Source organism: Streptococcus troglodytae, assembly GCF_002355215.1.
GTDB classification, from domain to species: domain Bacteria; phylum Bacillota; class Bacilli; order Lactobacillales; family Streptococcaceae; genus Streptococcus; species Streptococcus troglodytae.
The window spans coordinates 345,149-371,253 of the sequence record NZ_AP014612.1 but is presented as its reverse complement, the minus strand read 5'-3'; the positions used below and the strand labels follow the sequence as shown (position 1 = coordinate 371,253).

Genomic DNA, 26,105 nt, shown 5'->3' with positions numbered 1-26,105 from the left:
CGTGATCGCTCACTCACGATTGAATAGCTAGCCACTAAAACCAACGCTGCGCCTGCTTCCTTTACTTAAGGAATTGTACTCGGGCTAAATCCTTGGAAAAAAGAGAAATGGTCTGGTGTTCATCGAACACTGCACCCATTTCCTATTTTTCAGGCGGATTTTACGCCTTTAGTAACTTATTTTTGGATAAGTCCTCGAGCGATTAGTATTGGTCCGCTTCACGTCTCACAACGCTTCCACTCCCAACCTATCTACCTGTTCTTCTCTCAGGGCTCTTACTAACTTGATGTTATGGGAAATCTCATCTTGAGGGGGGCTTCACACTTAGATGCTTTCAGCGTTTATCCCCTCCCTACTTAGCTACCCAGCCATGCTCTTGGCAGAACAACTGGTACACCAGCGGTAAGTCCACTCTGGTCCTCTCGTACTAGGAGCAGATCCTCTCAAATTTCCTTCGCCCGCGACGGATAGGGACCGAACTGTCTCACGACGTTCTGAACCCAGCTCGCGTGCCGCTTTAATGGGCGAACAGCCCAACCCTTGGGACCGACTACAGCCCCAGGATGCGACGAGCCGACATCGAGGTGCCAAACCTCCCCGTCGATGTGAACTCTTGGGGGAGATAAGCCTGTTATCCCCAGGGTAGCTTTTATCCGTTGAGCGATGGCCCTTCCATGCGGTACCACCGGATCACTAAGCCCGACTTTCGTCCCTGCTCGACCTGTCCGTCTCGCAGTCAAGCTCCCTTATACCTTTACACTCTGCGACTGATTTCCAACCAGTCTGAGGGAACCTTTGGGCGCCTCCGTTACGCTTTAGGAGGCGACCGCCCCAGTCAAACTGCCCGTCAGACACTGTCTCCGTAGATGATCAACCTACCGGGTTAGAGTAGCCATCACACAAGGGTAGTATCCCAACAGCGCCTCCAAGTAAACTAGCGTTCACTCTTCCTTGGCTCCTACCTATCCTGTACATGTGTAACAGATACGCAATATCAAACTGCAGTAAAGCTCCATGGGGTCTTTCCGTCCTGTCGCGGGTAACCTGCATCTTCACAGGTACTAAAATTTCACCGAGTCTCTCGTTGAGACAGTGCCCAAATCATTACGCCTTTCGTGCGGGTCGGAACTTACCCGACAAGGAATTTCGCTACCTTAGGACCGTTATAGTTACGGCCGCCGTTTACTGGGGCTTCAATTCACACCTTCGACAAATGTCTAAGCGCTCCTCTTAGCCTTCCAGCACCGGGCAGGCGTCACCCCCTATACTTCATCTTGCGATTTCGCAGAGAGCTGTGTTTTTGATAAACAGTTGCTTGGGCCTTTTCACTGCGGCTGACCTTATAGCCAGCGCCCCTTCTCCCGAAGTTACGGGGCCATTTTGCCGAGTTCCTTAACGAGAGTTCGCTCGCTCACCTGAGGCTACTCGCCTCGACTACCTGTGTCGGTTTGCGGTACGGGTAGAGTATTCATTAACGCTAGAAGCTTTTCTTGGCAGTGTGACATCACTAACTTCGCTACTAAACTTCGCTCCCCATCACAGCTCAATGTTATAGATATAAGCATTTGACTCATATCACACCTCACTGCTTGACCAGACATTTCCAATCGTCTGGTTTAGTTAGCCTCCTGCGTCCCTCCTTCACTCAATACTCTAGTACAGGAATATCAACCTGTTGCCCATCGGATACACCTTTCGGTCTCTCCTTAGGTCCCGACTAACCCAGGGCGGACGAGCCTTCCCCTGGAATCCTTAGTCTTACGGTGGACAGGATTCTCACCTGTCTTGCGCTACTCATACCGGCATTCTCACTTCTATGCACTCCAGCGCTCCTTGCGGTACACCTTCTGCGCACATAGAACGCTCTCCTACCATCCCCTAAGGGATCCACAGCTTCGGTAAATTGTTTCAGCCCCGGTACATTTTCGGCGCAGGGTCACTCGACTAGTGAGCTATTACGCACTCTTTGAATGAATAGCTGCTTCTAAGCTAACATCATAGTTGTCTGTGCAAACCCCACATCCTTTTCCACTTAACAATTATTTGGGGACCTTAGCTGGTGGTCTGGGCTGTTTCCCTTTCGACTACGGATCTTAGCACTCGCAGTCTGACTGCCGGTCTTAACTCGTTGGCATTCGGAGTTTATCTGAGATTGGTAATCCGGGATGGACCCCTCAATCAAACAGTGCTCTACCTCCAAGAGTCTCACGACCGACGCTAGCCCTAAAGCTATTTCGGAGAGAACCAGCTATCTCCAAGTTCGTTTGGAATTTCTCCGCTACCCACAAGTCATCCAAACACTTTTCAACGTGTCCTGGTTCGGTCCTCCAGTGCGTTTTACCGCACCTTCAACCTGCTCATGGGTAGGTCACTTGGTTTCGGGTCTACATCTACGTACTCTGCCGCCCTTTTCAGACTCGGTTTCCCTACGGCTCCGTCTCTTCAACTTAACCTCGCACGTAAACATAACTCGCCGGTTCATTCTACAAAAGGCACGCTCTCACCCATTAACGGGCTCGAACTTCTTGTAAGCACACGGTTTCAGGTTCTCTTTCACTCCCCTTCCGGGGTACTTTTCACCTTTCCCTCACGGTACTGGTTCACTATCGGTCACTAGGGAGTATTTAGGGTTGGGAGATGGACCTCCCAGATTCCGACGGGATTCCTCGTGTCCCGCCGTACTCAGGATCCTGCTTGGCATCAAGTGAATTTCAAATACGAGGCTCTTACTCTCTCTGGCGACTCTTCCCAGAGTCTTCTTCTATTCCCTTGGCTGCTTTTGTGCAGTCCTACAACCCCAGAGTGTAAACACTCTGGTTTGCCCTCTTGCCTCTTCGCTCGCCGCTACTGGGGCAATCGCTCTTGCTTTCTCTTCCTGCAGCTACCGAGATGTTTCAGTTCACTGCGTCTTCCTCTGCATTACCTTAACAGTAATGAGTGACAGGCTTAACCTGCCGGGTTCCCCCATTCGGATATCTCTGGATCAAGGCTTACTTACAGCTCCCCAAAGCATGTCGTCGTTCGTCACGTCCTTCTTCGGCTCCTAGTGCCTAGGCATCCACCGTGCGCCCTTATTAACTTAACCTTATTTTCTCGTTTCTTTGGCTTTGCAGCGTCTCGGTTTCTTTCGTGTTGTCCCTATAGCTGCGCTATAGGGCTCTTTCTAGCTATTCAATTGTCAATGAACCATCGTATTTTATAGACTTCCTTGTCTTAAACAAGATATTAAGTTGAACTCTAGACTTACTTCTTTAGTATCCTGTTTTAATGGAGCCTAGCGGGATCGAACCGCTGACCTCCTGCGTGCAAAGCAGGCGCTCTCCCAGCTGAGCTAAGGCCCCACTTACCCTCTCAAACTAAACAAGAAGCTCCCCTATCGTGCTTTCCTTTTTTCCTTAGAAAGGAGGTGATCCAGCCGCACCTTCCGATACGGCTACCTTGTTACGACTTCACCCCAATCATCCATCCCACCTTAGGCGGCTGGCCCCTTAACGGTTACCTCACCGACTTCGGGTGTTACAAACTCTCGTGGTGTGACGGGCGGTGTGTACAAGGCCCGGGAACGTATTCACCGCGGCGTGCTGATCCGCGATTACTAGCGATTCCGACTTCATGGAGGCGAGTTGCAGCCTCCAATCCGAACTGAGATCGGCTTTCAGAGATTAGCTTGCCGTCACCGGCTCGCAACTCGTTGTACCGACCATTGTAGCACGTGTGTAGCCCAGGTCATAAGGGGCATGATGATTTGACGTCATCCCCACCTTCCTCCGGTTTATTACCGGCAGTCTCGCTAGAGTGCCCAACTTAATGATGGCAACTAACAATAAGGGTTGCGCTCGTTGCGGGACTTAACCCAACATCTCACGACACGAGCTGACGACAACCATGCACCACCTGTCTCCGATGTACCGAAGTAACTTCTTATCTCTAAGAATAACATCGGGATGTCAAGACCTGGTAAGGTTCTTCGCGTTGCTTCGAATTAAACCACATGCTCCACCGCTTGTGCGGGCCCCCGTCAATTCCTTTGAGTTTCAACCTTGCGGTCGTACTCCCCAGGCGGAGTGCTTATTGCGTTAGCTCCGGCACTAAGCCCCGGAAAGGGCCTAACACCTAGCACTCAGCGTTTACGGCGTGGACTACCAGGGTATCTAATCCTGTTCGCTACCCACGCTTTCGAGCCTCAGCGTCAGTGACAGACCAGAGAGCCGCTTTCGCCACTGGTGTTCCTCCATATATCTACGCATTTCACCGCTACACATGGAATTCCACTCTCCCCTTCTGCACTCAAGTCAGACAGTTTCCAGAGCACACTATGGTTGAGCCATAGCCTTTTACTCCAGACTTTCCTAACCGCCTGCGCTCCCTTTACGCCCAATAAATCCGGACAACGCTCGGGACCTACGTATTACCGCGGCTGCTGGCACGTAGTTAGCCGTCCCTTTCTGGTAAGCTACCGTCACAGTCTAAGCTTTCCACTCTTACACCCGTTCTTCGCTTACAACAGAGCTTTACGATCCGAAAACCTTCTTCACTCACGCGGCGTTGCTCGGTCAGACTTTCGTCCATTGCCGAAGATTCCCTACTGCTGCCTCCCGTAGGAGTCTGGGCCGTGTCTCAGTCCCAGTGTGGCCGTTCACCCTCTCAGGTCGGCTATGTATCGTCGCCTTGGTAAGCTCTTACCTTACCAACTAGCTAATACAACGCAGGTCCATCTACTAGTGATGCAGTTGCATCTTTTAAGCTCCTAGCATGCGCTAAAAGCTAGCATGCGGTATTAGCTATCGTTTCCAATAGTTATCCCCCGCTAGTAGGCAGGTTACCTACGCGTTACTCACCCGTTCGCGACTCACTGACCTCGTGGAGCAAGCTCCCGTGAAATCAGTGCGTCCCACTTGCATGTATTAGGCACGCCGCCAGCGTTCGTCCTGAGCCAGGATCAAACTCTCATTATTAGTTCGTCTCTTCACTCATCTCTGCACTCTGACAGTTTTTTTCTTATTGACAGGTTACTTTCGTAACCCTGCACTTGTTTGGTTCGTCTTCTTGTTCAGTTTTCAAAGGGCTTCGTGCTATTTCAAACAGCAACTTTCATAGTATATCAAAGCATCTATAATTTTGTCAAGACTTTTTCAAAAGAATTTCAAAAAGTTTTGACAAGCACACTATTAATCATTAAAAATCAACTGCTGATCGCTTATTTTTTTCTGAATCTGACTCTATGATATTTTAAATATCAAAAGGCTGGGCATAAGTAGCTCAGCCTTCAAAAAAATTCTAGTCTATCAAAATAGATAAAGTTTCTAGTAGGTTCTCCGCATTGACTTCAATAGTATCTCCAGTCGATTTTATTTTAACTTCTACGATACCATCTGAAGCTTTTTTACCAACTGTTACACGAATCGGCAGCCCTATAAGGTCACTATCAGAAAATTTTGAACCAATACGTTCATTCCGATCATCTGTTAAAACAGAATAGTGAGCATCCACCAAACTTTCTTCTACTTTTGCTGTCAATTGTTGGGAGGCTTCATCCTTTACATTAACCGTAATGAGATGGACATCAAATGGTGCCAATGTTTTAGGAAAATTAACTCCCCAAGCAAATCGGTAAGTTCCTTTAGGTGTCTTGTTAACAAAGATACGTGCATTTTGCTCAATGACTGCTGATAGAATTCTGCTTACACCGATGCCATAACTTCCCATAATAATAGGGATTGAACGCCCATTTTCATCAAGAATGTTAGCTCCCATACTTTCTGAATAACGTGTTCCCAATTTGAAAATGTGTCCAATTTCAATACCACGCGCAAATTTAAGAACACCTTTACCATCTGGCGATGCCTCTCCTTCATAGACTTCACGAATATCAACATAAGCAGCTTCAAAGTCACGTTCTGGATTAACACCTGCCAAATGATAACCATCTTCATTGGCACCAACAACAGCATTCCCAATATTTTTCACCTTACGATCCGCCACAATTTTGATATTTTCTGGTAGATTAACTGGACCTAGAGAACCAAAGGAAGCACCAAAAATTTCTTTTGCTTCTTCTTCATTAGCTGGTTCCAAGAAGTCAGCACCCAGATAGTTTTTTAGTTTAACTTCATTAACCTGATCATTTCCTACAAGTAAAGCAACAACCGGTTCATCATCTGCAATAAATAACAAGGTTTTGATGGTTTGTGCTGGATCTATTTCTAAAAAGGCAGCAACTTCATCAATCGTTTTACAATTTGGTGTTTCAATACGCTGTATATCTTCATGAGAAACAACCTTATTGTTAGGCTTATATTCGCTCGTCGCCATTTCCAGATTAGCCGCATAATCAGACTCACTTGAATAAGCGATAGTATCCTCACCTGATATTAACCAAGAGGAGAGTTCTTGTTTGATCTCTTCCAAAACATCAGCAGGAATCTCTTCAATAGAAGCAATAGCTTTATCAAGAACCAGCCAATGTTCCAAATCTGTACGATCTGGCGTTACTGCCATAAATTCCTGACTATCTTTACCACCCATAGCACCGCCGTCACCAATAATCGCTTTAAAATCTAAACCAACTCTAGTAAAAATAGCTTCATAGGCCTTACGATAATCTTCATAAGTAACATCTAAACTGTCATAATCAGTATGAAAACTATAACCATCTTTCATGATAAATTCACGAGTACGAAGCAAGCCATTGCGAGGGCGTTTTTCGTCACGATATTTTGCTTGAATTTGATAAAGATTTAAAGGAAGCTGCTTGTAAGATTTCACTGCATCACGGATAAGATTTGTAAAAGTTTCTTCATGAGTGGGCCCTAAAATAAAATCTGATTGATCGCGATTTTTTAACTTATAAAGATCTTCGCCATAAGTTTCATATCGGCCAGATTCACGCCATAAGTCAGCTGTTAAAAGGGCAGGTGCCAGCATTTCAACAGCACCAATTTTATCAAATTCTTCACGCATGATTTCTTTAATTTTTTCAATAACGCGATGAGCTAAAGGTAAATAAGAGTAAATCCCTGCTGATACTTGGCGGACATAACCAGCACGCACCATAAGAGCATGACTGATGACTTGTGCATCACTTGGCATTTCACGCAAGGTTGGGATTAACATATTACTTTGTTTCATTAAAAATTATACTCCGTCTCATTAATTTAGAAAAATGCTCGCATGATATCATTCCAAGTTACTGCAATCATAAGCGCAACCATAATAAGAACACCAGCGAGGGTGATATAGGTTTCCGTCTCTTGTTTGAGCGGTTTTTTTCGAATAACTTCTATAAAATTGATTAAAATTTTACCACCATCAAGAACAGGAATAGGCATCAAATTAAAAATACCCAGATTAATAGAAAGCATAGCCATTAACTCAAGGACTCTTGCAAAGCCTTCTCTAGCAGCTGTATTGCTCAGTTGATAAATCGCCACAGGACCTCCTAATTTATTGAGACTTGGCTGTAGGATCAGCCCTTTAAGACCATTCAAGATAACAAAAGCGCCGTCCCAAGACATCTTAAAGGCACCAACAATTTTATCCCCAAATCCTGCTTTCATACTTGGCATGACACCAATAACGTAATTCCCATTAACTTTTTTAGGGATGACTTTTAAAGTTTTTACGTTTCCTTGAGTCTTAGCCTTAACTGGAATAGCTTCTTTCTTTTTCAAATTACTAGTTGACTTAGCAACTGCATTAGTGAGATCATTCCAATTATGAACTTTGCTTTTCCCGATTTGTAAAATTTGATCATTGTTTCTAAGTCCGAGCTTAGCTACAGCACCGTTAGGAGTCACACGTACATGATTGCTTGAAAAATCCTGAACACCGCCTCGCACAAAAATCAAGAGACCAAAACAAAATACCTAAGATAAAGTTATTCATGGGACCCGCAAAATTAGTGATCAAACGTCCCCAAATACTAGCGTTTTGATATTGCACATCCAGCGGTGCAATGCGAACTTCTGTCCCATCCTCTTCAACAATTGTTGCATCATGATCCACTGGATAAGTCTTAGTTTCTTCAAGAATGCGTCCTGTAATCTCTAATTTGTCTTCTAAATCATAAGCTGTCACATTTATTGGCAAGGCCGTCTTGTCTACCTGCCTGTCAGAAAGATCAATACGAGTGACTACACCTGCTTTGTTAAGCGTCAAAGCGGCAGGTGTTCCAGTTTTAATTTCGCTAGTATCCTCTCCCCAGCCAGCCATACGAACATAGCCACCTAAGGGCAGAATTCGAATGGTATAAGCCGTACCGTCTTTTCCTTGATGTGCAAAAATTTTCGGTCCCATACCAATGGCAAATTCCCGAACTAAAATTCCTGATTTTCTAGCAAAATAGAAATGACCAAATTCATGAACAAGAACTATTATTCCAAAGATAATAATAAAAGCTATTAGTCCTGACATTTTTTTCCTCCTCCTTTTAGAACAAACCAAAGAAGTGCATGATTGGAAAAACAAAAATCATACTGTCAAAACGGTCTAAAATACCACCATGTCCCGGTATGAGTTTGCCAGAATCCTTAACACCAAAATGACGTTTAATCGAACTTTCAACTAGGTCACCAAATTGAGCAAAGATACTAAAGAGAGCAACCAAAATCAGCATGACTAAGAAGTGATGCGGTGCGTAAACATTCTTATCAAACAGCATAAAGATAAAAGCAATAACAACTGCTGACAAGATGCCTCCTAAGCTGCCTTCAACAGTCTTGTTAGGAGAAACTGCCGGCATCAATTTACGCTGACCAAACTGCCGGCCAATCATATAAGCTCCAATATCAGTCGCCCAAACGATAAAAAGGGCTAGAAAAACTTTATCAAGTCCAGAAATACGAGCATTAACGAGATTTTGAAAACCAATTCCAACATAAAGGCTGGAAGCAATAGGAAAAGCAGCATCTTCGAAAGAATAGCGGTTAGTATTTAAGACCGTTCCCGCTAAAATCAAAAAGATAACGAGACCAAAAGCACTAAAACTGCCATCAATCGGTAAAAAAGTCAGGTAGTTTTCTAAAGGAATAGTCAGCACAAAAGCCGCAAGCATAGCTAAAATACCTTCAAATGAAAAAATTTCTAACGCTCTCATTCTCAACAGTTCAGATACGCCAATCATGGCTAAAACACCAACAAAAAGCTGAAAAAAGAGACCTCCCAAAAATAGGAAAGGGAGAAAAATGGCCAGAGCCACTCCCCCAAAAAGAACACGTTTTTGCATGATAAATCCTCTTTCTAAACACCACCAAAGCGACGATGGCGATGGTTAAATTCTTCAATAGCTAAATACAAAGCTTTTTTATCAAAATCTGGCCAAAGTGTATCTGTAAAATAAAGCTCACTATAAGCAGCCTGCCACGGTAAAAAGTTACTAAGACGCAGCTCACCACTCGTTCTAATAATCAAATCGGGATCACGGTAAAGGTAAGGAAGATTGCTTGTCATCAAGTAATCAGCAATGAGCCCTTCTGTAATATCACCAGGGTTAAACCGAGCATCTAAAACATCTTGAGCAATCAACTTTACAGCATCAACAATTTCAGCACGACCGCCATAATTCAAAGCAAAATTTAAAATAAGTCCAGAATTATGTTTAGTCAGTTCTCTAGCGCGTTCCAGAGCATCTAAAGTTGCTGCTGGCAGTCCTTCCTTATCACCAATCACTAAAATACGAACATTATTTTTATGCAGCTTAGGAACATACTTATCAAAGAACTCTACAGGTAAATTCATGATAAATTTAACCTCTTCTTGAGGACGAGCCCAATTTTCCGTTGAAAAGGCATAAACTGTTAAAATTTTGACTCCAAGTTCCGATGCCGCTATCGTCACATCTTGAAGAGCATCCATACCAGCCTTATGTCCAAATACCCTTGGTTTCATTCGTTTCTTAGCCCAGCGTCCATTGCCATCCATAATGATACCGATATGAGCTGGAATTTTAGATAATTTGATATCTTGTTTTTTCGTCTTAATGTAAACATTACTTTTTCCTTAAAAAATACTATCAGATCTATTTTACCATAATTTAAGATTTATGAACGAATTTTATTCCAGTTAAAAAAAGCCCCAATTGTAGCCTTACAATAGATGTGAGACCTAGCTCCCAAAAAAGAAGAAACCTTGATATGATAAGAGTACCACCCACTCATCAAAAAGGAATCTTCTCATGACTAGTATACCACAAACCCTTCGTTATTTGCCACACACCCTTGATACTCGCTACCATGCTGTCAAAACCTATCGTGGTGGCGCTTCTGTTGCCTTCATCTGCCGACGCTATAAGGTCTCCAAAGCTTCCCTTATGAGGTGGAACAAACGATTTGACGGAACCAAAGCCTCTCTTCAAGACAAATCTCACAGACCTCTGACACCCCATCCCAAGGCTCATACAGAACAAGAAATAGCCTGGATAAAAAACTGTATCCGAAGAAACCCCCATGCCACTCTCATCGAAATCTTCTACAAGCTCAAATTAAATAAGGGCTATGACAGGCATCCCTGCTCACTCTTTCGGGTCTTGAGAAAACTAGACTTCTTCAAACCTGCTAAAACAAAACCAAACCCTATATTCCAAAGCCTTACGATACACCAACAAAACTCGGTATCAAGTGGCAGATGGCTGTCAAATACGTGCCAAAAGACTGCTATACTGGGGCAATGCCTGATAAATTCTACCAATACACCATCATTGACGAGGCCAGTCGAGAACGCTTCATCTTCCCTTTCAAGGAACAATCTTCTCATTCCACCATCCAATTTGTCAAAATGGCCATCCGACACTTTGGCTACAAGCCGAAAATCATACAAACGGACAATGGCTTCGAGTTTACCCATTTCAAGGAAAATAAACACGTTCACCCTCTGGATATTCTCTGTCGTGAACTAAGCATTGAACACAAACTCATCCGACCTAGAACTCCCAGACACAACGGTAAGGTTGAACGAAGCCACAGAAACGACAATAGACGATTCTACCAGCACTTACAATTTTATTCTTATGACGACCTCATCAAACAGATGAAACGCTACCTCTACACTTCAAACAGACTACCCATGCAGACTCTGGGCTGGAAATCTCCTATCGACATGCGAAAAGTCCTATCAGGAGCTAGCTCCTGATAGGCTAGCAAAAAGCTAGTCAGGTTTTATCTTTTTTGGTCTCACATCATTGACAAATGTTCATATTCCAGTTAAAAAAAGCCCCAATCACAACGATTGAGGTTTATAATTATTCTTCAATAGCAGATTCAGTATTTGCTGTTTCCTTAGAATCTGAGCCTTTTTCTTCTGCTTTTGAAGTTTCAATAATTTCAGCTGCTTCCTCCGGCGTTTGATCAGTTTCTACAGTCTGACTTTCTTTTGTTACAACGCGCTTAATTGCCGTTAGTTCAAAAGGCAAGAAGACACCGTCAACGTCAAGAACAATCTTTTTATTATCATTGTCCACTTCATCAACAACTGCGTACATACCACCAATGGTGACAACTTCATCTCCTTTAGCAATAGCATTTAATTGATTTTGCCGTTCTTGAGCTTGTTTCTTTTGGGAACGCTGCATCAAAAAAATGGCTCCAATCAGAACAACAAACATGATAATTGTAGTATAAGACATAGTATATTCTCCTCATCTCTTTAATAAATAAAGCCATCACATACTATAACAAAATTAAACGCTAAGAGCAAGTGCAAAGTCAGTTTCTGCCCAAAACGCAGCCTTATAAAAACTCAAAAATTTAAAAGGATGATAATATTGAGAAACCAGAGTAGCCAATCTAGTCTAAACCCTACCTATTGAGCGATAAAATCAGCAATAGCCTCTTGTGAAAGCGATGAATCACAAACAACTTTGACTTGTCCTGCTTGAGCCACTAAAAGCCCCGGTACTGTCTGAACATGGTATTTCTCACGGAAAGTTTGAACAGCTGTTAAATCATCTTGATTTTCACTATTTAAAAAAGCGATTGTCTGGCCTGTATCTGCAGCAACCTGACTCAATTCAGGAGCAAAACGCTGACAGTAAGGACAAGATGAACGCCCAATGAAAAGAACCAATTTTTCTCCACTATCAATTTTTTCCTGTGCTTCTTGTGCTGTTAGAGCGTTAAAATGTCTAACCGCTTCTGCAAAATGTGACATAAGTTTTCCTCATTTCTTTTAATAACCTTATGATAGCCTTTTTCATATGAATTTTCAATTAGCTTGCTTGAAAAATCTAAACCTCTTGCATATGTCACTAATATCTTTTAAGAAAATATCAGCAATAATGAAACTATAAAAAACCTCGCAAAAGCAAGGTTTTAGATTGAAGAAAAGTCTTCTTTTGAGATTTTCCTTTTAACCACAAACAGTCTGGGAACTGTTTGAACCGCCGGCAGATGACATTATCCATATCCAGTGGATAATTTTACCCGAGCCTTAAAACAGGAGAGCGAGAAAAATCAATATCTACGAAATCCCGATTTTGTTCCACCCCCACCTTTATCGCGGCAGAAAACCTCATTTAAGGATTCTCTTTTCTTATAAGCCATCAACATTGTGATAAACTTTTTGCACATCATCATCGTCTTCAAGAGCGTCAATCAACTGTTCAAAGGTTTCTAAGTCCTCACCTTCCAGTACTACCTCTGATTGAGGAATCATTTCGAGTTCAGTCACCTGAAATTCTGCAACACCGCCTGCACGAAGCGCTTCAATACCCCTGTGAAGGTCTGTTGGAGCAGTATAGACTGTTACAGAACCGTCTTCCGCTTCAACATCTTCAACATCAACATCAGCCTCAAGCAATTGTTCAAAGATACTGTCTGCATCATCACCTGCAAAGACAATAACACCTTTTTTATCAAACATATAAGAAACAGATCCAGCTGCTCCCATATTCCCGCCATTCTTACCAAAGGCAGTCCGAAGATTGGCTGCCGTACGGTTAACATTTGAAGTCAAGGTATCCACAATAATCATGGAGCCATTTGGTCCAAAACCTTCGTAACGACCTTCTACGAAAGTTTCATCCGTGTTTCCTTTAGCCTTATCAATAGCCTTATCAATGACATGTTTTGGAACCTGTGCTTGTTTAGCACGTTCCAAAACAAATTTCAAGGCTGAATTTGATTCTGGATCTGGCCCACCTTGCTTGGCAGCCACATAGATTTCAACACCAAACTTAGCATAAACTTTAGAGTTTGCACCGTCTTTAGCAGTTTTTTTAGCGACAATATTAGCCCATTTGCGTCCCATGGGAGTTCTCCTCTTAAATTAGTTTTTAGTTTCTTGAACATAGCAGAACTAAATTCATAATCCCTAATATTATAGCACTTTGACAGAAGTGTGTAAAATAGAAGAAAGGCAAATGATTTTAAATAAGCCCCTAACATCTTTTAACGACAGTAAACTGTGATAGCTTGTGCTACAAAGGCAGCCGTTCCCTGACCGCCGGCAGTATCAATCATTTGGCTAAAACGATTGTCCGCAGTATACATTTGACCTAATCCAACCAAGATATCTTTGTTACAATCATAAAAATTCTGACTAATATAATTTCTCAAGTTCTCTACCTGCTGCTGTACTTCAGCATGGTCGGAGGGTAATTGTTTTAACCGACCAAAAGCAGACATAATAGCAGACATTTCTGAGCTGATGTGAGCAAAATCTTTATCTGATATTTTTGCTGCAAATTTCTGATAAGCCGCAGTTTCTCCCCATCTTTGCTTAGCTTCTTCCTGTAAAGCTTTCAGTTCCGTTTTGTCATAAGCATCAAATTTCATATAACTATCTCCTTCTTCTTGCAGGGATTTAGCATGCTTGATGACTTTTTCCAGATGTACTTTCTTCATTTCTAAAAGCTTTATCTGTTCCTGTAAAGCAAAATTCCTGTCATAAGCCGTATTCCCTACAATCTCTTTGATTGTTTTGAGAGGAAATTCCAGTTCACGAAAAAGCAAGATTTCCTGCAAGCGCTCAAAGGCTTTATCATCATAATAACGATAGCCATTATTGGCAATAAAACTGGGTGTCAGCAAATTGATTTCATCATAATAATGAAGTGTGCGCACACTGACACCTGACGGCCTGCTCATTTCTTTAACTGTTTTCATGATTGAATCTCCTCTCATACTGTCAGTATAGTCTATAACGCTGCGTGAGAGTCAAGGGGGATATTATTTTTTAAGATAATTTTTCTGTATTTTAATCTCGTCTTACACTAGACTGTGTTATCTATTCTAATTGGCACGCGTCCCCATGTTTGTTCGGCTATTTGTGAATTTCCGAGTTGGTAGACTTGGTCGGCCTACTTTATCACGTACGTAGATAGACCTCATTACCTATTACACCAACGTTTAGAACAATAGATGAATTAACGGAAAGATAGGGGGATATAATATCATATGATTAAGTAACCCGTGGTGCTAGTTAATCTTTTATTTCATAAAAAAGTCCATTTGGACTATGCTGTTAGTGATCAAACGAACAGGAGACATCCAAATGAACGACTTAAATGATACCGCTAAACGTCATCACTTGCAATACAGTGTGGAACAATTAAAAACCATATGTTCCTCCTATTATCGGCGTTATGCGCCTAAAGAACTAACAAATGTCAACTATTGTAAAGTTAATGACAATGCCATTCTTGTTCTTCTAGTACTTCAGGCTGAATTCGGCAGCAGATATCAACGTCGCTTCTATCAGCTATGCCAGCTATTTCTTGTAAAAACTGGCTTAGAGAGAACCCGATTTTACCGAAGAACTCGGTATTTGATTCCCTTATTGAAGCTTATTCATCAAGGCATGACCGAGCCATTCCATCAGGATGATATGGTGATAATGGATAGCTTTCCATACCTGTTTGTTTACCAGCTCGCAACGACAAGGTTCGTAGTTTTAGGGATCAAGAAACTGTGGCCTACAATCCTTCAAAAAAGATGTGGTGTTACGGCTTTAAAGCCCATATACTGGTGACCTTGTCAGGATTTATTGTCAATTATGTTGTGACGCCAGCCTCTGTACATGACGTCAGGTAGCCGAAGACCTGCTTGAGAACACGACTTCCCCTGTTGTTTTAGCGGACTTAGGTTATCTTAGTAAGGTTTTGAAACAGCATTTAGCCCGGAAAGGCTACTGTTTTTGGACACCTTTGAGGTGCAATATGGTAAAGGCTAACCAACATAATCATTGGAAGCTCAAGGCTGAAAGGAGAACCATTGAAACGCGATTTTCAGTTTTATGTTCTGAATTTGACATCGAAAGGCCATTAGCGAGAAGTTTAAAGGGGTTGGAGCTTTGGTTAGAGCAGACTATCTTTGCCTATAACATAGGATTTTTTTCTAGCACCACGAGTTAATATATTATCAGAATAATTTGCATTAGTATATTTTTTAATACCTTACTTTGCTGTTTCTTTATACTCTTCAGGAATTAAAAACTGCGTATTCAGCAAATTCAATATTTGTGCTCTTCTTTCAACATTAATTTCTATCATAATTCTACTTTATTATTCCCTCACCCCAACAAAAAGTCAATAACATTCTCGTGTTTGATGCCGTCTTCATTTATAGTGAGGTCATCCAGTGTGAGGAGATATTTTGGATGGTTATCTTTGATTTTTTGGAGTGGCGCTATTTCTCTGGCATGGGTTGTTGGATCCAAAACCGTCGCTGAAATTTGATAATAAGCAACTTCATCGCCTTTTTGAGCAATGAAATCAACTTCAAGAGTTCCTATTTTACCAATGGTAACTTGATAACCTCTACGAATGAGTTCTAGATAAATAATGTTTTCTAAAATATGACCTAAGTCTTGATTTTTTTCTGGAATAAGTAAATGGCGGAGTCCTATATCAACAATATAGTATTTTTCCAGTGTCTTGAGATGCTGCTTTCCTTTGATATCATAACGTCTAGCTTCATATAATATAAAGGCATCTAGTAAAGCCTGAATATAGTTTTCAACCGTTCTTGAATTGACTTTCCTACCATAAGATGTTAAGGTATCAGCTATTTTTTTAGGAGAAGCAATGCTGCCGATATTAGAAAAAGAAAACGAATGAGACTTTCCAAAATACTGACATTTTGAATGGTGTTACGAGCTACAACATCTTTCAATAGTACGGTATTGTAAATACCCTGCAAATAATCGCGTCTTATTTCTGGATTATCAATCTGGGTAAGATAAGGAAAACCTCCTTGACTAAAATAAGCTCTCCATGCTTCTCGCTTATCCCCGCCAGCCAAACTATAGTATTCTTTAAAAGATAGCGGTAAAATTTGCAAGTCAACATAACGACCAGACAAAAGCGTAGCCAATTCTCCAGATAGCATATGAGCGTTGGAGCCAGTCAAATAGAGATCCACATTATCATTAATATAAAGTGAATCCACAACTCTCTGGAAATTTGGAACTTCTTGGACTTCATCCAGAAAAATATAGGTCATCTTTTGATGATTTAATCGCTCGATAATGTAATGGTATAGCTTATGGTAGTCTTTCAAGTCTTCAATAGCCAGATCTTCAAAATTGAGATTGATGATTTGTTTCTGTTCTACACCATTTTTTTGTAAATAATCCCTAAATTGCTGAAAAAGCGTTGATTTCCCAGAACGACGAACCCCCGTTACTACTTTAATAAATTTTTTATCTCTGAATTCTTTTAACTTATTTAAATAATCAGTTCTTTCAATCATAATTTTTACCTCTTTAATAATATTATAACAAAACGATAATTTTATTCAATCTTTTGTATTCCGATACAAAAAAGTTTCGTTTTTTTGTGCTTTTTGTTCTCCAATACAAAAAAATGAAGTTCCTACTGTTTTACTGGACTTCATTTTCAATATTTAAGGGCACGCGTCCCCATGTTTGTTCGGCTATTTGTGGATTTCCGAGTTGGTAGACTTGGTCAACTTGTTGGGTCAATGGATCCCATGGACTAGAGCCGATTCGGGAGATGATCTGGGTTTTGTCCTTGATCTTAGCCAAGTGCTTACGACCAGCGGCTGTGAAACCAAGGATGTGAATGCCCTGCGGTAGGCTAGTTTCACGCGCACCAATTAAGATATAAATTAAGATGCGGCGCACGCGCGCTTTTGTATAGCGTTTGGTTGCGACTGCTTCTACTAATTGGTCAATGGTTTTTGCCTGACGAATGGCTTTTTTGATGCGGATAGTCAATTCTTCATTGACCTGAAAGATTTGTGTTAGATCTGGCTGGGTTGCAATCTGGTATTTCAGAAGCTGAAAATAGTCTTCCCAAGTCACTTGTGGGCTCGTTTGAAAAAGGTTTGCATTGGGCATGCTTTTAGCCACAAAGGCTGGATCCTGCCGGTGATAACGTAAACTGGTCGCGGAAGCGTAGGCCACAGTTTTTTCCGTAGAATGATAATCTGCTCCTCGTCGTTGGATAGGCCGTAATCGTATATTTCTTCCTGCGCAAGCCTTGGCATAGGCCAAAGCAAGAATATGATTTGGAGTGTCTCCTGTGAACTGAACACCCGCAAATTTTTCCCACATTTTTTGGGTTTTCTGGGGATAGCTGAGCTCCTCAGGTAACGTTGTGAGGAATTCACTCATCTGCTCTGCCATTTTTCCATAAATAGTAGACAAGCCATTATAGTTCAGAGCAGTTTCTGTACCGAAAGCAAGGGTATCAATGCCGAGTTTAGCTAAGATATCCACTGATCCGCTGGCAAAATAATCGGCCGACTGAACAGCAACCAAAAAAGGGAGTTCAACCACAAGGTCAGCGCCATTTTCCAGCGCCATTTGTGCTCGTGTCCACTTATCAATGATGGCAGGCTCACCCCGCTGGACGAAATTACCGGACATAGCAACAATCTTCAGCCCCTGCGCCTGCTCCAGTAGGTACTTATGCCCATTATGAAAGGGATTAAATTCAGCGATAATGCCTGTTGTGGTCATGAGATTTCCTCCATTTTATCCTAAAAACCAGTTATCTGAAAGTCAATAAAAAGATAAGTCTATCAGCAATACAAGCGCAGATAAAAAGATGAGGCCCGTTATCCCACACTTGATAGGCTGTCTGCATCTGTCGTAGAAAGCATTAAATTTATCAATAAATAGGTGGTGTTTGTTAGACATAACAGCCAAAATCAACAAGAAGAGCGGGCTTTGGCTGATAAGTACCCAGATGAGATTACATAGTAGCGATAAGAGGGCATTGTTTACTTGACCAGACAAGGCTAGCACAGCTAAAAACGTGGGATCCACAATGGCTGTGTAAATCATGAAAATCGCTGCTGCATAGATGCCCTTGTTGCTCTTTTGACTGCTTTGACTGTTCAATTCTTCTACTGTCAGCAGACGTTTGACGCCCCAAGCAATCAAGGCAGCAATAAGCACCACATAAATCCAAACCCAGGCTATATTAGGGAGTTGACCAAGGGCTTGTGCTATATTCGATATGCCATTTCCTAATATGATTGATAAAACAAAACCTAGTAAGACCGTTCCAAAAAGAACCAAGCTGCCAAAAAGATAGACTCTTTTCTTAGATAAGCCCGCCGCCTGCATGGCAATCAGCAGGATCATACCAACAGGGTCAATGCCTGCTAAGCCCAGTCCTAACACAAATAACAAATTATTCATAGGTCATTCTTCTCTTTTCTCTGCTACAAAAAACCAACGTTTACTATCTTCTTTAGGGGTATCATCTGTAAAATCTGCGTAAACCTTGACAGTTTTGAAACCTGCCTGTTCCAGCAAAATATCATAGGTCAACAGGTCATAGGTGCGCTCTTCGTGAACCTCATCATAGCGGGTAAAACGACCATCATCATCTTGAATGAAGAAAGTTAATTCATGCACAACCGAATGCGGTGCCTCATCTCTATAAGTGTCCCAGAGCATGGCAAAGTCTTCCGCGTTTTCATGATAAGCGTAACCCGGAAAAACCTCATCCATCTGGTAGGTCGAATGCACATCAAAGATAAAAATCCCGCCGCTATTTAGATGAGCGTAGACCTGCTCAAAAACATCGCCTAGGGCCACTTCATCTTCCATATAACAAAGGGAATCCGAATAGCAAGTCACCAAATCAAACTGATCCAGATGCGACAACTCTAGCATATTGCCTTGAATAAACGGAATATCCAAATCTGCTGCCTCAGCACGTTTGCGAGCCAAATTCAGCATATCTTGGCTCAAATCCAGCCCTGTCACATCAAAACCAGCCTGCTTGAAACGAATAGACTGAATACCCGTTCCACAAGCTAATTCTAAAAGCTTAGCACTTTTCTTTTTGGGAAAATGGCGGAGTGAAAAGTCGGTCCATTGATCGTAAAGTGAATCATCCATGATGCTGTCGTAGACGGCAGCGAATTTTTGATAATTTGTCATCTTTTGTTTTTGATAGTTGCTTTAGATGGTGAGGTCGGAAGCGACCCACTACGTGCTTCCATTCCTAAAGAAAGCCTAAATCTTTCGGTTTTCCTTGATAGTAACACAAGTAAACTGTTACTATCTTTTCACCACAACAGCACTTATCGTGTAAGGCTCGTTTTGCTCGCCTTCTGTCCTTTCTTACAAATTTCCTGCCACAAAGCATACTGTTAGGGGCTCACTAGATTTTCTCTTGTTTTCAAAAACCTTGCCGTCTGGCAAGGTTGTCATTTATGCTAAGTATTCTGACATGTCCACTATTGGCGCTTCATGCCAAAGTTTTTCGAGATTGTAATGGTAACGTTCATCTTCTGAAAAGATATGAACAACAACATCACTGAGGTCAAGCAGCACCCAGCCACCTTTAGAATCACCTTCAATATGGCTAGCATTGCCTCCAGCTTTAAGCACCTTCTCACGAATATTTTCAGCAATAGCTTCCAGTTGACGGCTATTAGTCGCATGCATAATAACAAAGTAATCTGTCAAGGTTGTCAGACCCTGCAAATCCATCACAACAATATCTTCAGCCCGCTTTTCATCAGCGGCCTTAACGATTAATTCCAGTAATTTTTTTCCTTCATTTAATCCTCTCTTAAATAGTCCACATAAGCATTATAAGTTTCCAGAGTTTGCGGATAAATTTTCAAACCTTTACTAGCCAAAAATGCAACTGTCCTAGCTGTCTCATAAGCAACAGCCTTATTCAATGACGTTTCTGCAATGGCACGTGCCTTGTCCACCCCCGAAAAATCACGATTGCATTCGATATAATCAGCAACATAAACAATTTTATCCAAAGTTGACATGTGACTAGAACCTACAGTATGAATTTCAATGGCACGCAGGACTTCCTGTTCCTTCAGGCCTAAATCTTCTTGAATTTTATAAATCCCAACCATTCCATGCCAGACATTATTGCCCCAATTTTTTAATTGCGAATCAAGATGGTACTTATCAATGAGTTGTAAAAATTCCTGATCAGATAATTTCTTGGCATAATCATGCAAAAGCCCTGCTAAGCCAGCTTTTTCAGTGTCATAACCATTGATTTCAGCCAAATAAATACTAGCCTTTTCGACACCTATCATGTGTCTTAAACGCTTTTTAGGAACTACCGATTTAAGTCTTTTCAGTAACTCATCTCGGTTTATGCCAATATAAGCTTCATAAGTCATTGATAAAGTCCTTCTTTCTTAATATAATCAAGAACCGGTTTTGGCAAAAGAAAATTCGGCTTTCTATTCTTACGGATGAAATCTCGAATCATACTAGAGGAAATATCCATAAGCGGTACATCCACCCAAATGACAGGATAGGAAGTTCCAGCCTTATATTTAGGACGCTGTACGCCAACAAATTGTACCATCTGAATCAGCTCGTCAATCTTATGCCACTTAGGCAAATAGTCTACCATATCGGCACCAATAATAAAATAATAATCAACATCAGGATTTTGTTCAATCAAATCTTTCATGGTGTCGTAGGTATAAGAGACTCCTTTACGTTTGAGTTCAATGGTCTCAATAGCCAAGCCTTCAATACCTTTAATAGCCAATTCCAGCATCTTTAGCCGATGTTTTTCATCAATGGTTTCCTTCTTATCAACATGTGGTGGTTTATATTCTGGCATCAGCAAGACCTCATCCAATCCCAGTTGCTGACGAACTTGATCCGCTACCAACAGATGAGCATTGTGAACCGGATTAAAATTCCCGCCTAAAATACCGACTTGTTTCCGGCTTTTATCTTTTCTTTCTTCTTCCAACTCCACCTTAGTAAAAGGTGTTAACAGTTCTAAAGCCATCTTGCCTCCATTATCACAATCATTCTTTAGATTGCTTTAACCTTGACCGAAAGTTTCCGATTTTCCTTACGACTGGACTCCTTATAAAGAATTAAAGTGCGCCCAATTTTAAGGACAGTATCCAAACCAATCTCATCTTCCAGAATTTCAGCCACTTCGTGAATATCCTCATCAGTGTTCTGCAAAAGAGTTACTTTAATCAATTCACGTGCATCAAGAGCGTTTCTAACGCTAGTTTTGATTTGGTCGTTGAGACCATTTTTCCCAATCTGCACAATGGGTTTCAGAGAATGTGCCTCCGATTTTAAAAAGGCACGCTGTTTACTTGTAAGCATATTTATTTTTCCTTTTATTAAAATGGTAGGGTTATAAGCCTAACATCTAGATAAGTCAAATCAAGGCTTTTCTCGTCATAACAGCAACCCCTTCAGGTGCCCAAGCAGCAATTTTGGCTCTGCCATTGATGCGAATCCAACCTAAACCTGAAAAAACAAGATCTGTCTTTTCTTGTATCATAAGTTCATGCCTTACCAATTTGGGAAAGGCTGCCATTTCTTTCTTATCTGGCGGCGTCAAAAGGCTGCCAATATGTTTGTCATAGAAAGCATCCGCTCCAGCCAACTTAGTTCTATGTAATTTGAGATTATTATCAAAATAAGCTGTAAAACCTTGCTTATCACCCATTACATAATCAAAACGAGCCAAACCGCCTAAAAAGAGCGTCTGTTCAGGATTGAGCTGATAAGTTTTAGGCTTGATTTCTTTTTTAGGACTGATATACTTGAGAGCCTTGTCTGATAAGTAATGAGCCATCTGATGACGGTGGATAATCCCTGGCGTATCAAAAATATAGGAACCGTCATCCAGAGGAATTTTAATCTTATCTAGGGTCGTTCCCGGAAAACGCGATGTTGTTATAATATTTTTATCACCAGTGATTTCCTGAATAATGGCATTGATAAGAGTGGATTTCCCAACATTAGTGACACCGACAACATAGACATCACGTCCTTGGCGGAGTTTTTCTATCTTGTCAATGAGCTCTTTAATAGCCCATTTGTTTTGAGCGCTCGTTAAAACAACATCCAGTGGTCGCAAGCCCTCTTCATGAGCACGTTCCATCAGCCACTGTGTTATTTTTACGGACTTAACTGACTTAGGGAGAATATCCGCTTTATTGCCCACTAAAAGCAAATCATTGCCAGAGATAAAACGCTGCAAACCCGGTATGACGGAGCCATTAAAATCAAAAACATCAATCACATTAACAACAAGAGCCCTGCTGTCCCCCACTTCATGGAGAAGCTTTAAGAATTCATCGTCTGAAATATGCACATCTGTGATTTCGTTATAATGACGCAGTCTAAAACAGCGTTGACAGTATATTTCCCCATTTTCAAGTCCCTTTTCCAAGGCTGATTTTGGTGTATAGCCAGCTTGCTCTTTGGTTGTCGTTTGAATTTGCGCACCACAGCCGATACAAAATAATTCTTCCACTTAAATTTCCTTTTTATAGACAAAAGCGCCATATTTGTTTTCTATTTTCTTCCAAACACGACGCTCACGCGCACGATTAAATTTGGTATTCCAAGCATCTGACTTAACTAAAGGTTTAACCAAAATACTTTTAACACCAGCACGGTGAGCCGCACGAATATCCGTCATCAGCTGATCGCCCACCATAACAACTTCATCTTTAGAAAAGCCATAGCGATTCACTGCTATATTAATACCGCGAGAAAAAGGTTTCAGGGCTCGACTGACAAAATCTACATGAAACCCTTTGACAGCCCGTTTAACACGTGTATAACTATTGTTAGATACCACAACTACCGGCATATCCGCTTCAGTCATACTATCCAGCCAATCCCGCAACTGAGGTGTGCCATCAGGATGATCCCAAGCAATCAGGGTATTGTCCAAATCGACAAGAACGGCTTTAATACCGTGCTTGCGCAGACTATCAGGGGTTAAATCATAAACGGCTTCTACCACGAAATCGGGTCGATAATTTTCGATACTCACTTACTTCTCCAACTAAAATATTACCTTTTATTTTAACATAAAATAAAGAATAAGGCGAGGCAGAAAAAGCCCTGCTGTCTGGTTGATAGCAAGGGCTTAAATCGTTAATTTTCGTAAACAAAGGTCAACTTAACATCAGGATAAATAGATTTAATTAAAACTTTATAATGATCTTCAGCAGACTTTTTAATCATATCAGAATACTGTTTCAAATATTTTTTCTGTTCTTTATTAGTTAGCGACGATGTGGCAGCTTTACCCGTATCTACTTCTTCTGTAGAACCGCTTAATAATTCACCACTTCTATTATACAATTTATATGGATGCTTATCATCCAATTTTACACTAACAACTTCAAATTTAGGAATTTTAATTTCAAAATTATTCTCTCTCGTTTTATTTATTGAAACAGCCCTTTTAATCCCTAATTTTGCTTCATAATTCAAAATGATAATTGCTTTCTTTTGCGAGTAAGGAATCGTTATCCCAAGTACTTTAGTCGCATTAGAAAGTGCATCTACTTTTTCAATCCCTACATTCAAGAAAACCGTTTCATTTGTCGCTTCAATATATTTCACCATTGAATAAGATTGAGAACTATCAGCAGATTTATTATTGTTTTGATTAATACCATACCAATAAAAAACAATCCCACCAAAGCTATCAGTACAACAAACCAAATATAGATTTTACAACCCAAAATTTTCTTTAACATCTTCATTCTATTTCTATTCTCCTAATCCTTTAAAAACCAAACACCAGCAATACCAATAATCCCAGCTAAATAAGGATTTAAAAAAACTAAAAGAAACACTACTACTGCCAATATAAGTCCTAAAGACAACTTTTTCATACTTATTCTCCAAATCTTTTTTATTTCTATTTCACTCGTCTATTATATAATATTTTTAGAATTTTTACTATATATTTAAATTGTTTCATATATATTTCGTTCCAAGGATTATAGAAAAGTTTATTTCTTAGATTATTAAGTTTGACATTTCCAATCTAAAGCGTTACTATAATCTAAAAAACAGACTGTTGGTCTGTTTTGTGAAAAAGAAAGGGCTATACTTTGAAACAAGAAGAAAAAACGCTATTATCTAAAAAGGCAATTGCCCAAACAGCAATGGCATTATTCATGCAAAAGGGTTATGATGCAACAACAATGCAGGAAATTGTCCACAAGAGCGGACGTTCAAAAGGCGCTATCTATCATCATTTTTCCAGTAAGCAAGAGATTCTAAATTTTCAAATCAGTCTGGAAATGGACAATCTTAGGCAATGTCTAGATGATCTCATCAGCAATAATCAGTTAAATGCCCAACAAAAATTTAAGGGGATTCTAACTTATTTTTTTGAAAATCTTTCATTAGCAGAATTAACCAGACTTCATTGGGCTGAGAAAATCCCTTTTGCCTTTTTAGAAACGTTAAAAAATTCTCTAACAGTGGTTGCTCAATACATTGAAGCTATCATCCAGCAGGAAATAAAAGAAAAAAAGCTTAACTGTCAGTACTCTAAAGAACTTTCAGAAATTCTTGTTTTGCTGTTTGATATTTGGCTAGATCCTGCTATTGTTGACTTTGATTATCAGACAGCTTGCCAAAGGATTGATTTTATCGCACTTTTACTGGCAAAATTCGACCTTCCTCTTTTAGATGAAAACGATAAAAACAAACTTAAAAATGGATTAAAACACTATGATGAAAAAAACACACTATAACATTTTAATGGTTAATCTTCCTTTTTCCGGCCACACCAATCCGACTTTGGGACTTGCTCAAATTTTAGTCCAGCTAGGTCATAATGTCACCTATATTAATGCCCCTGATTGGCAAAGTAAAATTGAAAGAACAGGTGCACATTTCGTTCCTTATGACCATTACCCAGATTCGTTATCAGAAAAGCAAAAGAAAGTTAAAAGCTGGTCAGCTGCCTATCAGACGGTCTTACGTATGGGTAAAGATTACGATTGCTTGATTTATGAAATGCTGTTTTTTCCAGGAAAAGCTCTGGCGGACAGACTGAATATTCCAGCTTATCGGCTGCTTTCAACTTTTTCTTTGAATGAAAAGATTTTGAAAGAATTTGGAGAAACCGGTGGCTTTTATCTGACCAGTATTTTTCGCTTCCCTCTCTTGCGTCATTTTATATCAAAAAAATTGCAGAAAACATTTCAGCTGATTTATGATGATCTTGCTAAGGAAATCAGTCTGAATGCTCCTGCTCTTAATTTTACTTATACGATACGAGACTTCCAGCTTGATGCTAAAGCCTTTGATGATGAACACTATCAATACGTTGGACCTTCCATCAATCGTCCTGATGAAGTTCCTTTTGATTTTACACCCTTTAAAAATCCGATTATTTATATTTCATTAGGTACTCTCCTCAATCGCTCTGTTTCCTTTTTTAAAAAATGTATCAAGGCTTTTGAAAATGAGCCCTACTCTATCATTATTTCACTTGGAAATAGGATTAAAAAAGAACAACTAGGAACAATGCCAGCCAATGTTCATCTTTATTCTTTCGTTCCTCAACTCCAAATCTTGGAAAGAGCTTCACTTTTTCTTACCCATGGTGGCATGAACAGTGTTAATGAAGCTATCTATTATGGCTGCCCTATGCTAGTGATTCCTGTTGGCAATGATCAGCCTCGAGTAGCGCAGCAAGTGGCCGATTTACATCTGGGGAAATACCTCAAACGTCGCAGCCTAAATCCTCAAGAAATCAGACAAGCAGCCCAAACAATTCTTGAAAATTCTTCTTATAAAAACACTATTCTTCATTTTCAAAAGATTGCTCAAACTGCTGGCGGAAATACCCTAATAGCTCAAACCATTATCAAAGATTTACAAACCAAACCTTAATCAAA

General features: G+C 40.7%; 19 protein-coding genes, 1 tRNA gene, 2 rRNA genes and 6 pseudogenes. 4 read left to right on the top strand and 24 right to left on the bottom strand.

The genetic code is table 11. The features are described from left to right. Positions 1-182: 182 nt before the first annotated feature. From SRT_RS01900 to uppS, 7 genes and pseudogenes are all read right to left on the bottom strand, one after another. A 23S ribosomal RNA gene (locus tag SRT_RS01900) occupies positions 183-3,085 on the bottom strand. Between the two features lie 183 nt (positions 3,086-3,268). Then, positions 3,269-3,341: transfer RNA gene (locus tag SRT_RS01895), tRNA-Ala, on the bottom strand. Positions 3,342-3,399: 58 nt separating this feature from the next. After that, positions 3,400-4,955 (bottom strand): 16S ribosomal RNA (locus SRT_RS01890). Together the 16S and 23S rRNA genes with 1 tRNA gene alongside form the textbook arrangement of a ribosomal RNA operon. Before the next feature lie 322 nt (positions 4,956-5,277). Next, complete coding sequence (locus tag SRT_RS01885; protein ID WP_128832857.1) at positions 5,278-7,128, bottom strand: proline--tRNA ligase; 1,851 nt, start codon at positions 7,126-7,128, stop codon at positions 5,278-5,280. 26 nt (positions 7,129-7,154) lie between these two features. Next, positions 7,155-8,412: pseudogene (gene rseP / locus SRT_RS01880) on the bottom strand (RIP metalloprotease RseP). A gap of 16 nt (positions 8,413-8,428) precedes the next feature. Continuing rightward, a complete protein-coding gene (locus SRT_RS01875; RefSeq protein ID WP_128832856.1) occupies positions 8,429-9,223 on the bottom strand; it encodes a phosphatidate cytidylyltransferase in 795 nt (264 codons plus the stop codon). A gap of 14 nt (positions 9,224-9,237) precedes the next feature. Beyond that, positions 9,238-9,918 (bottom strand): undecaprenyl pyrophosphate synthase, encoded by a 681-nt coding sequence (gene uppS, locus SRT_RS01870; protein WP_230401485.1) that lies wholly within the window; start codon positions 9,916-9,918, stop codon positions 9,238-9,240. A gap of 253 nt (positions 9,919-10,171) precedes the next feature. Between uppS and SRT_RS01865 the strand changes: the two are divergent. Further along, positions 10,172-11,124: pseudogene (locus SRT_RS01865) on the top strand (DDE-type integrase/transposase/recombinase). 109 nt (positions 11,125-11,233) lie between these two features. On the opposite strand, the gene yajC reads toward SRT_RS01865, so the two are convergent. From yajC to SRT_RS01845, 4 genes are all read right to left on the bottom strand, one after another. Then, on the bottom strand, positions 11,234-11,617 hold the full coding sequence (gene yajC, locus SRT_RS01860; RefSeq protein ID WP_128832854.1) for a preprotein translocase subunit YajC: 384 nt from the start codon (positions 11,615-11,617) through the stop codon (positions 11,234-11,236). A gap of 176 nt (positions 11,618-11,793) precedes the next feature. Continuing rightward, complete coding sequence (locus SRT_RS01855; protein WP_128832853.1) at positions 11,794-12,141, bottom strand: DUF6568 family protein; 348 nt, start codon at positions 12,139-12,141, stop codon at positions 11,794-11,796. Positions 12,142-12,522: 381 nt separating this feature from the next. Next, the gene (locus tag SRT_RS01850) at positions 12,523-13,239 is read right to left on the bottom strand and encodes a YebC/PmpR family DNA-binding transcriptional regulator (protein WP_128832852.1); all 717 of its coding nucleotides are present in this window, start codon (positions 13,237-13,239) and stop codon (positions 12,523-12,525) included. A 140-nt stretch (positions 13,240-13,379) separates the two neighbouring features. Further along, on the bottom strand, positions 13,380-14,096 hold the full coding sequence (locus SRT_RS01845) for a MerR family transcriptional regulator (protein WP_161940009.1): 717 nt from the start codon (positions 14,094-14,096) through the stop codon (positions 13,380-13,382). 388 nt (positions 14,097-14,484) lie between these two features. Between SRT_RS01845 and SRT_RS01840 the strand changes: the two are divergent. After that, positions 14,485-15,343: pseudogene (locus tag SRT_RS01840) on the top strand (IS982 family transposase). A 158-nt stretch (positions 15,344-15,501) separates the two neighbouring features. Here the strand turns inward: SRT_RS01840 and SRT_RS10550 are convergent. The 13 genes and pseudogenes from SRT_RS10550 to SRT_RS01780 all read right to left on the bottom strand — a co-directional run bounded on the left by SRT_RS10550 (position 15,502) and on the right by SRT_RS01780 (position 23,948). Then, a complete protein-coding gene (locus SRT_RS10550; protein ID WP_223213985.1) occupies positions 15,502-15,999 on the bottom strand; it encodes a DUF8612 domain-containing protein in 498 nt (165 codons plus the stop codon). Continuing rightward, entirely contained in the window at positions 15,996-16,682 is a 687-nt protein-coding gene (locus tag SRT_RS10545; RefSeq protein WP_223213963.1) for an ATP-binding protein, read from the bottom strand. The genes SRT_RS10550 and SRT_RS10545 overlap by 4 nt, the downstream gene beginning before the upstream one ends. 130 nt (positions 16,683-16,812) lie before the next feature. Continuing rightward, the gene (locus SRT_RS01830) at positions 16,813-17,916 is read right to left on the bottom strand and encodes a nucleotidyltransferase (protein WP_128832850.1); all 1,104 of its coding nucleotides are present in this window, start codon (positions 17,914-17,916) and stop codon (positions 16,813-16,815) included. A gap of 42 nt (positions 17,917-17,958) precedes the next feature. Then, positions 17,959-18,315: pseudogene (locus tag SRT_RS10310) on the bottom strand (hypothetical protein). Between the two features lie 21 nt (positions 18,316-18,336). Then, positions 18,337-18,546, bottom strand: a pseudogene (locus SRT_RS11355) (hypothetical protein); the annotation flags it as partial. A 60-nt stretch (positions 18,547-18,606) separates the two neighbouring features. Continuing rightward, positions 18,607-19,353: a class I SAM-dependent DNA methyltransferase gene (locus tag SRT_RS01815; protein ID WP_128832849.1), complete on the bottom strand. Its 747-nt coding sequence runs from the start codon at positions 19,351-19,353 to the stop codon at positions 18,607-18,609. Between the two features lie 273 nt (positions 19,354-19,626). Then, positions 19,627-19,962: a ribosome silencing factor gene (gene rsfS, locus SRT_RS01810; RefSeq protein WP_128832848.1), complete on the bottom strand. Its 336-nt coding sequence runs from the start codon at positions 19,960-19,962 to the stop codon at positions 19,627-19,629. A 17-nt stretch (positions 19,963-19,979) separates the two neighbouring features. Continuing rightward, positions 19,980-20,573, bottom strand: a complete 594-nt coding sequence (gene yqeK, locus SRT_RS01805) for a bis(5'-nucleosyl)-tetraphosphatase (symmetrical) YqeK (RefSeq protein WP_128832847.1) — start codon at positions 20,571-20,573, stop codon at positions 19,980-19,982. After that, positions 20,570-21,202 carry a nicotinate-nucleotide adenylyltransferase gene (locus SRT_RS01800; RefSeq protein ID WP_128832846.1) on the bottom strand — a complete coding sequence of 211 codons (633 nt, stop codon included), beginning with the start codon at positions 21,200-21,202 and terminating at the stop codon, positions 20,570-20,572. Before SRT_RS01800 ends, yqeK begins: the two co-directional genes overlap by 4 nt. A 26-nt stretch (positions 21,203-21,228) precedes the next feature. Next, positions 21,229-21,537: a ribosome assembly RNA-binding protein YhbY gene (gene yhbY, locus SRT_RS01795; RefSeq protein ID WP_128832845.1), complete on the bottom strand. Its 309-nt coding sequence runs from the start codon at positions 21,535-21,537 to the stop codon at positions 21,229-21,231. A gap of 55 nt (positions 21,538-21,592) precedes the next feature. Further along, on the bottom strand, positions 21,593-22,699 hold the full coding sequence (yqeH, locus tag SRT_RS01790; protein WP_128832844.1) for a ribosome biogenesis GTPase YqeH: 1,107 nt from the start codon (positions 22,697-22,699) through the stop codon (positions 21,593-21,595). After that, complete coding sequence (locus SRT_RS01785) at positions 22,700-23,227, bottom strand: YqeG family HAD IIIA-type phosphatase (RefSeq protein WP_128832843.1); 528 nt, start codon at positions 23,225-23,227, stop codon at positions 22,700-22,702. A 104-nt stretch (positions 23,228-23,331) separates the two neighbouring features. Beyond that, positions 23,332-23,948 (bottom strand): annotated as a pseudogene (locus tag SRT_RS01780) (DUF4230 domain-containing protein). A 354-nt stretch (positions 23,949-24,302) separates the two neighbouring features. Between SRT_RS01780 and SRT_RS01770 the strand changes: the two are divergent. Both SRT_RS01770 and SRT_RS01765 read left to right on the top strand, forming a co-directional pair. Then, positions 24,303-24,953, top strand: a complete 651-nt coding sequence (locus SRT_RS01770) for a TetR/AcrR family transcriptional regulator (RefSeq protein WP_161940008.1) — start codon at positions 24,303-24,305, stop codon at positions 24,951-24,953. After that, on the top strand, positions 24,931-26,100 hold the full coding sequence (locus SRT_RS01765; RefSeq protein ID WP_128832841.1) for a macrolide family glycosyltransferase: 1,170 nt from the start codon (positions 24,931-24,933) through the stop codon (positions 26,098-26,100). The genes SRT_RS01770 and SRT_RS01765 overlap by 23 nt, the downstream gene beginning before the upstream one ends. Positions 26,101-26,105 lie beyond the last annotated feature (5 nt).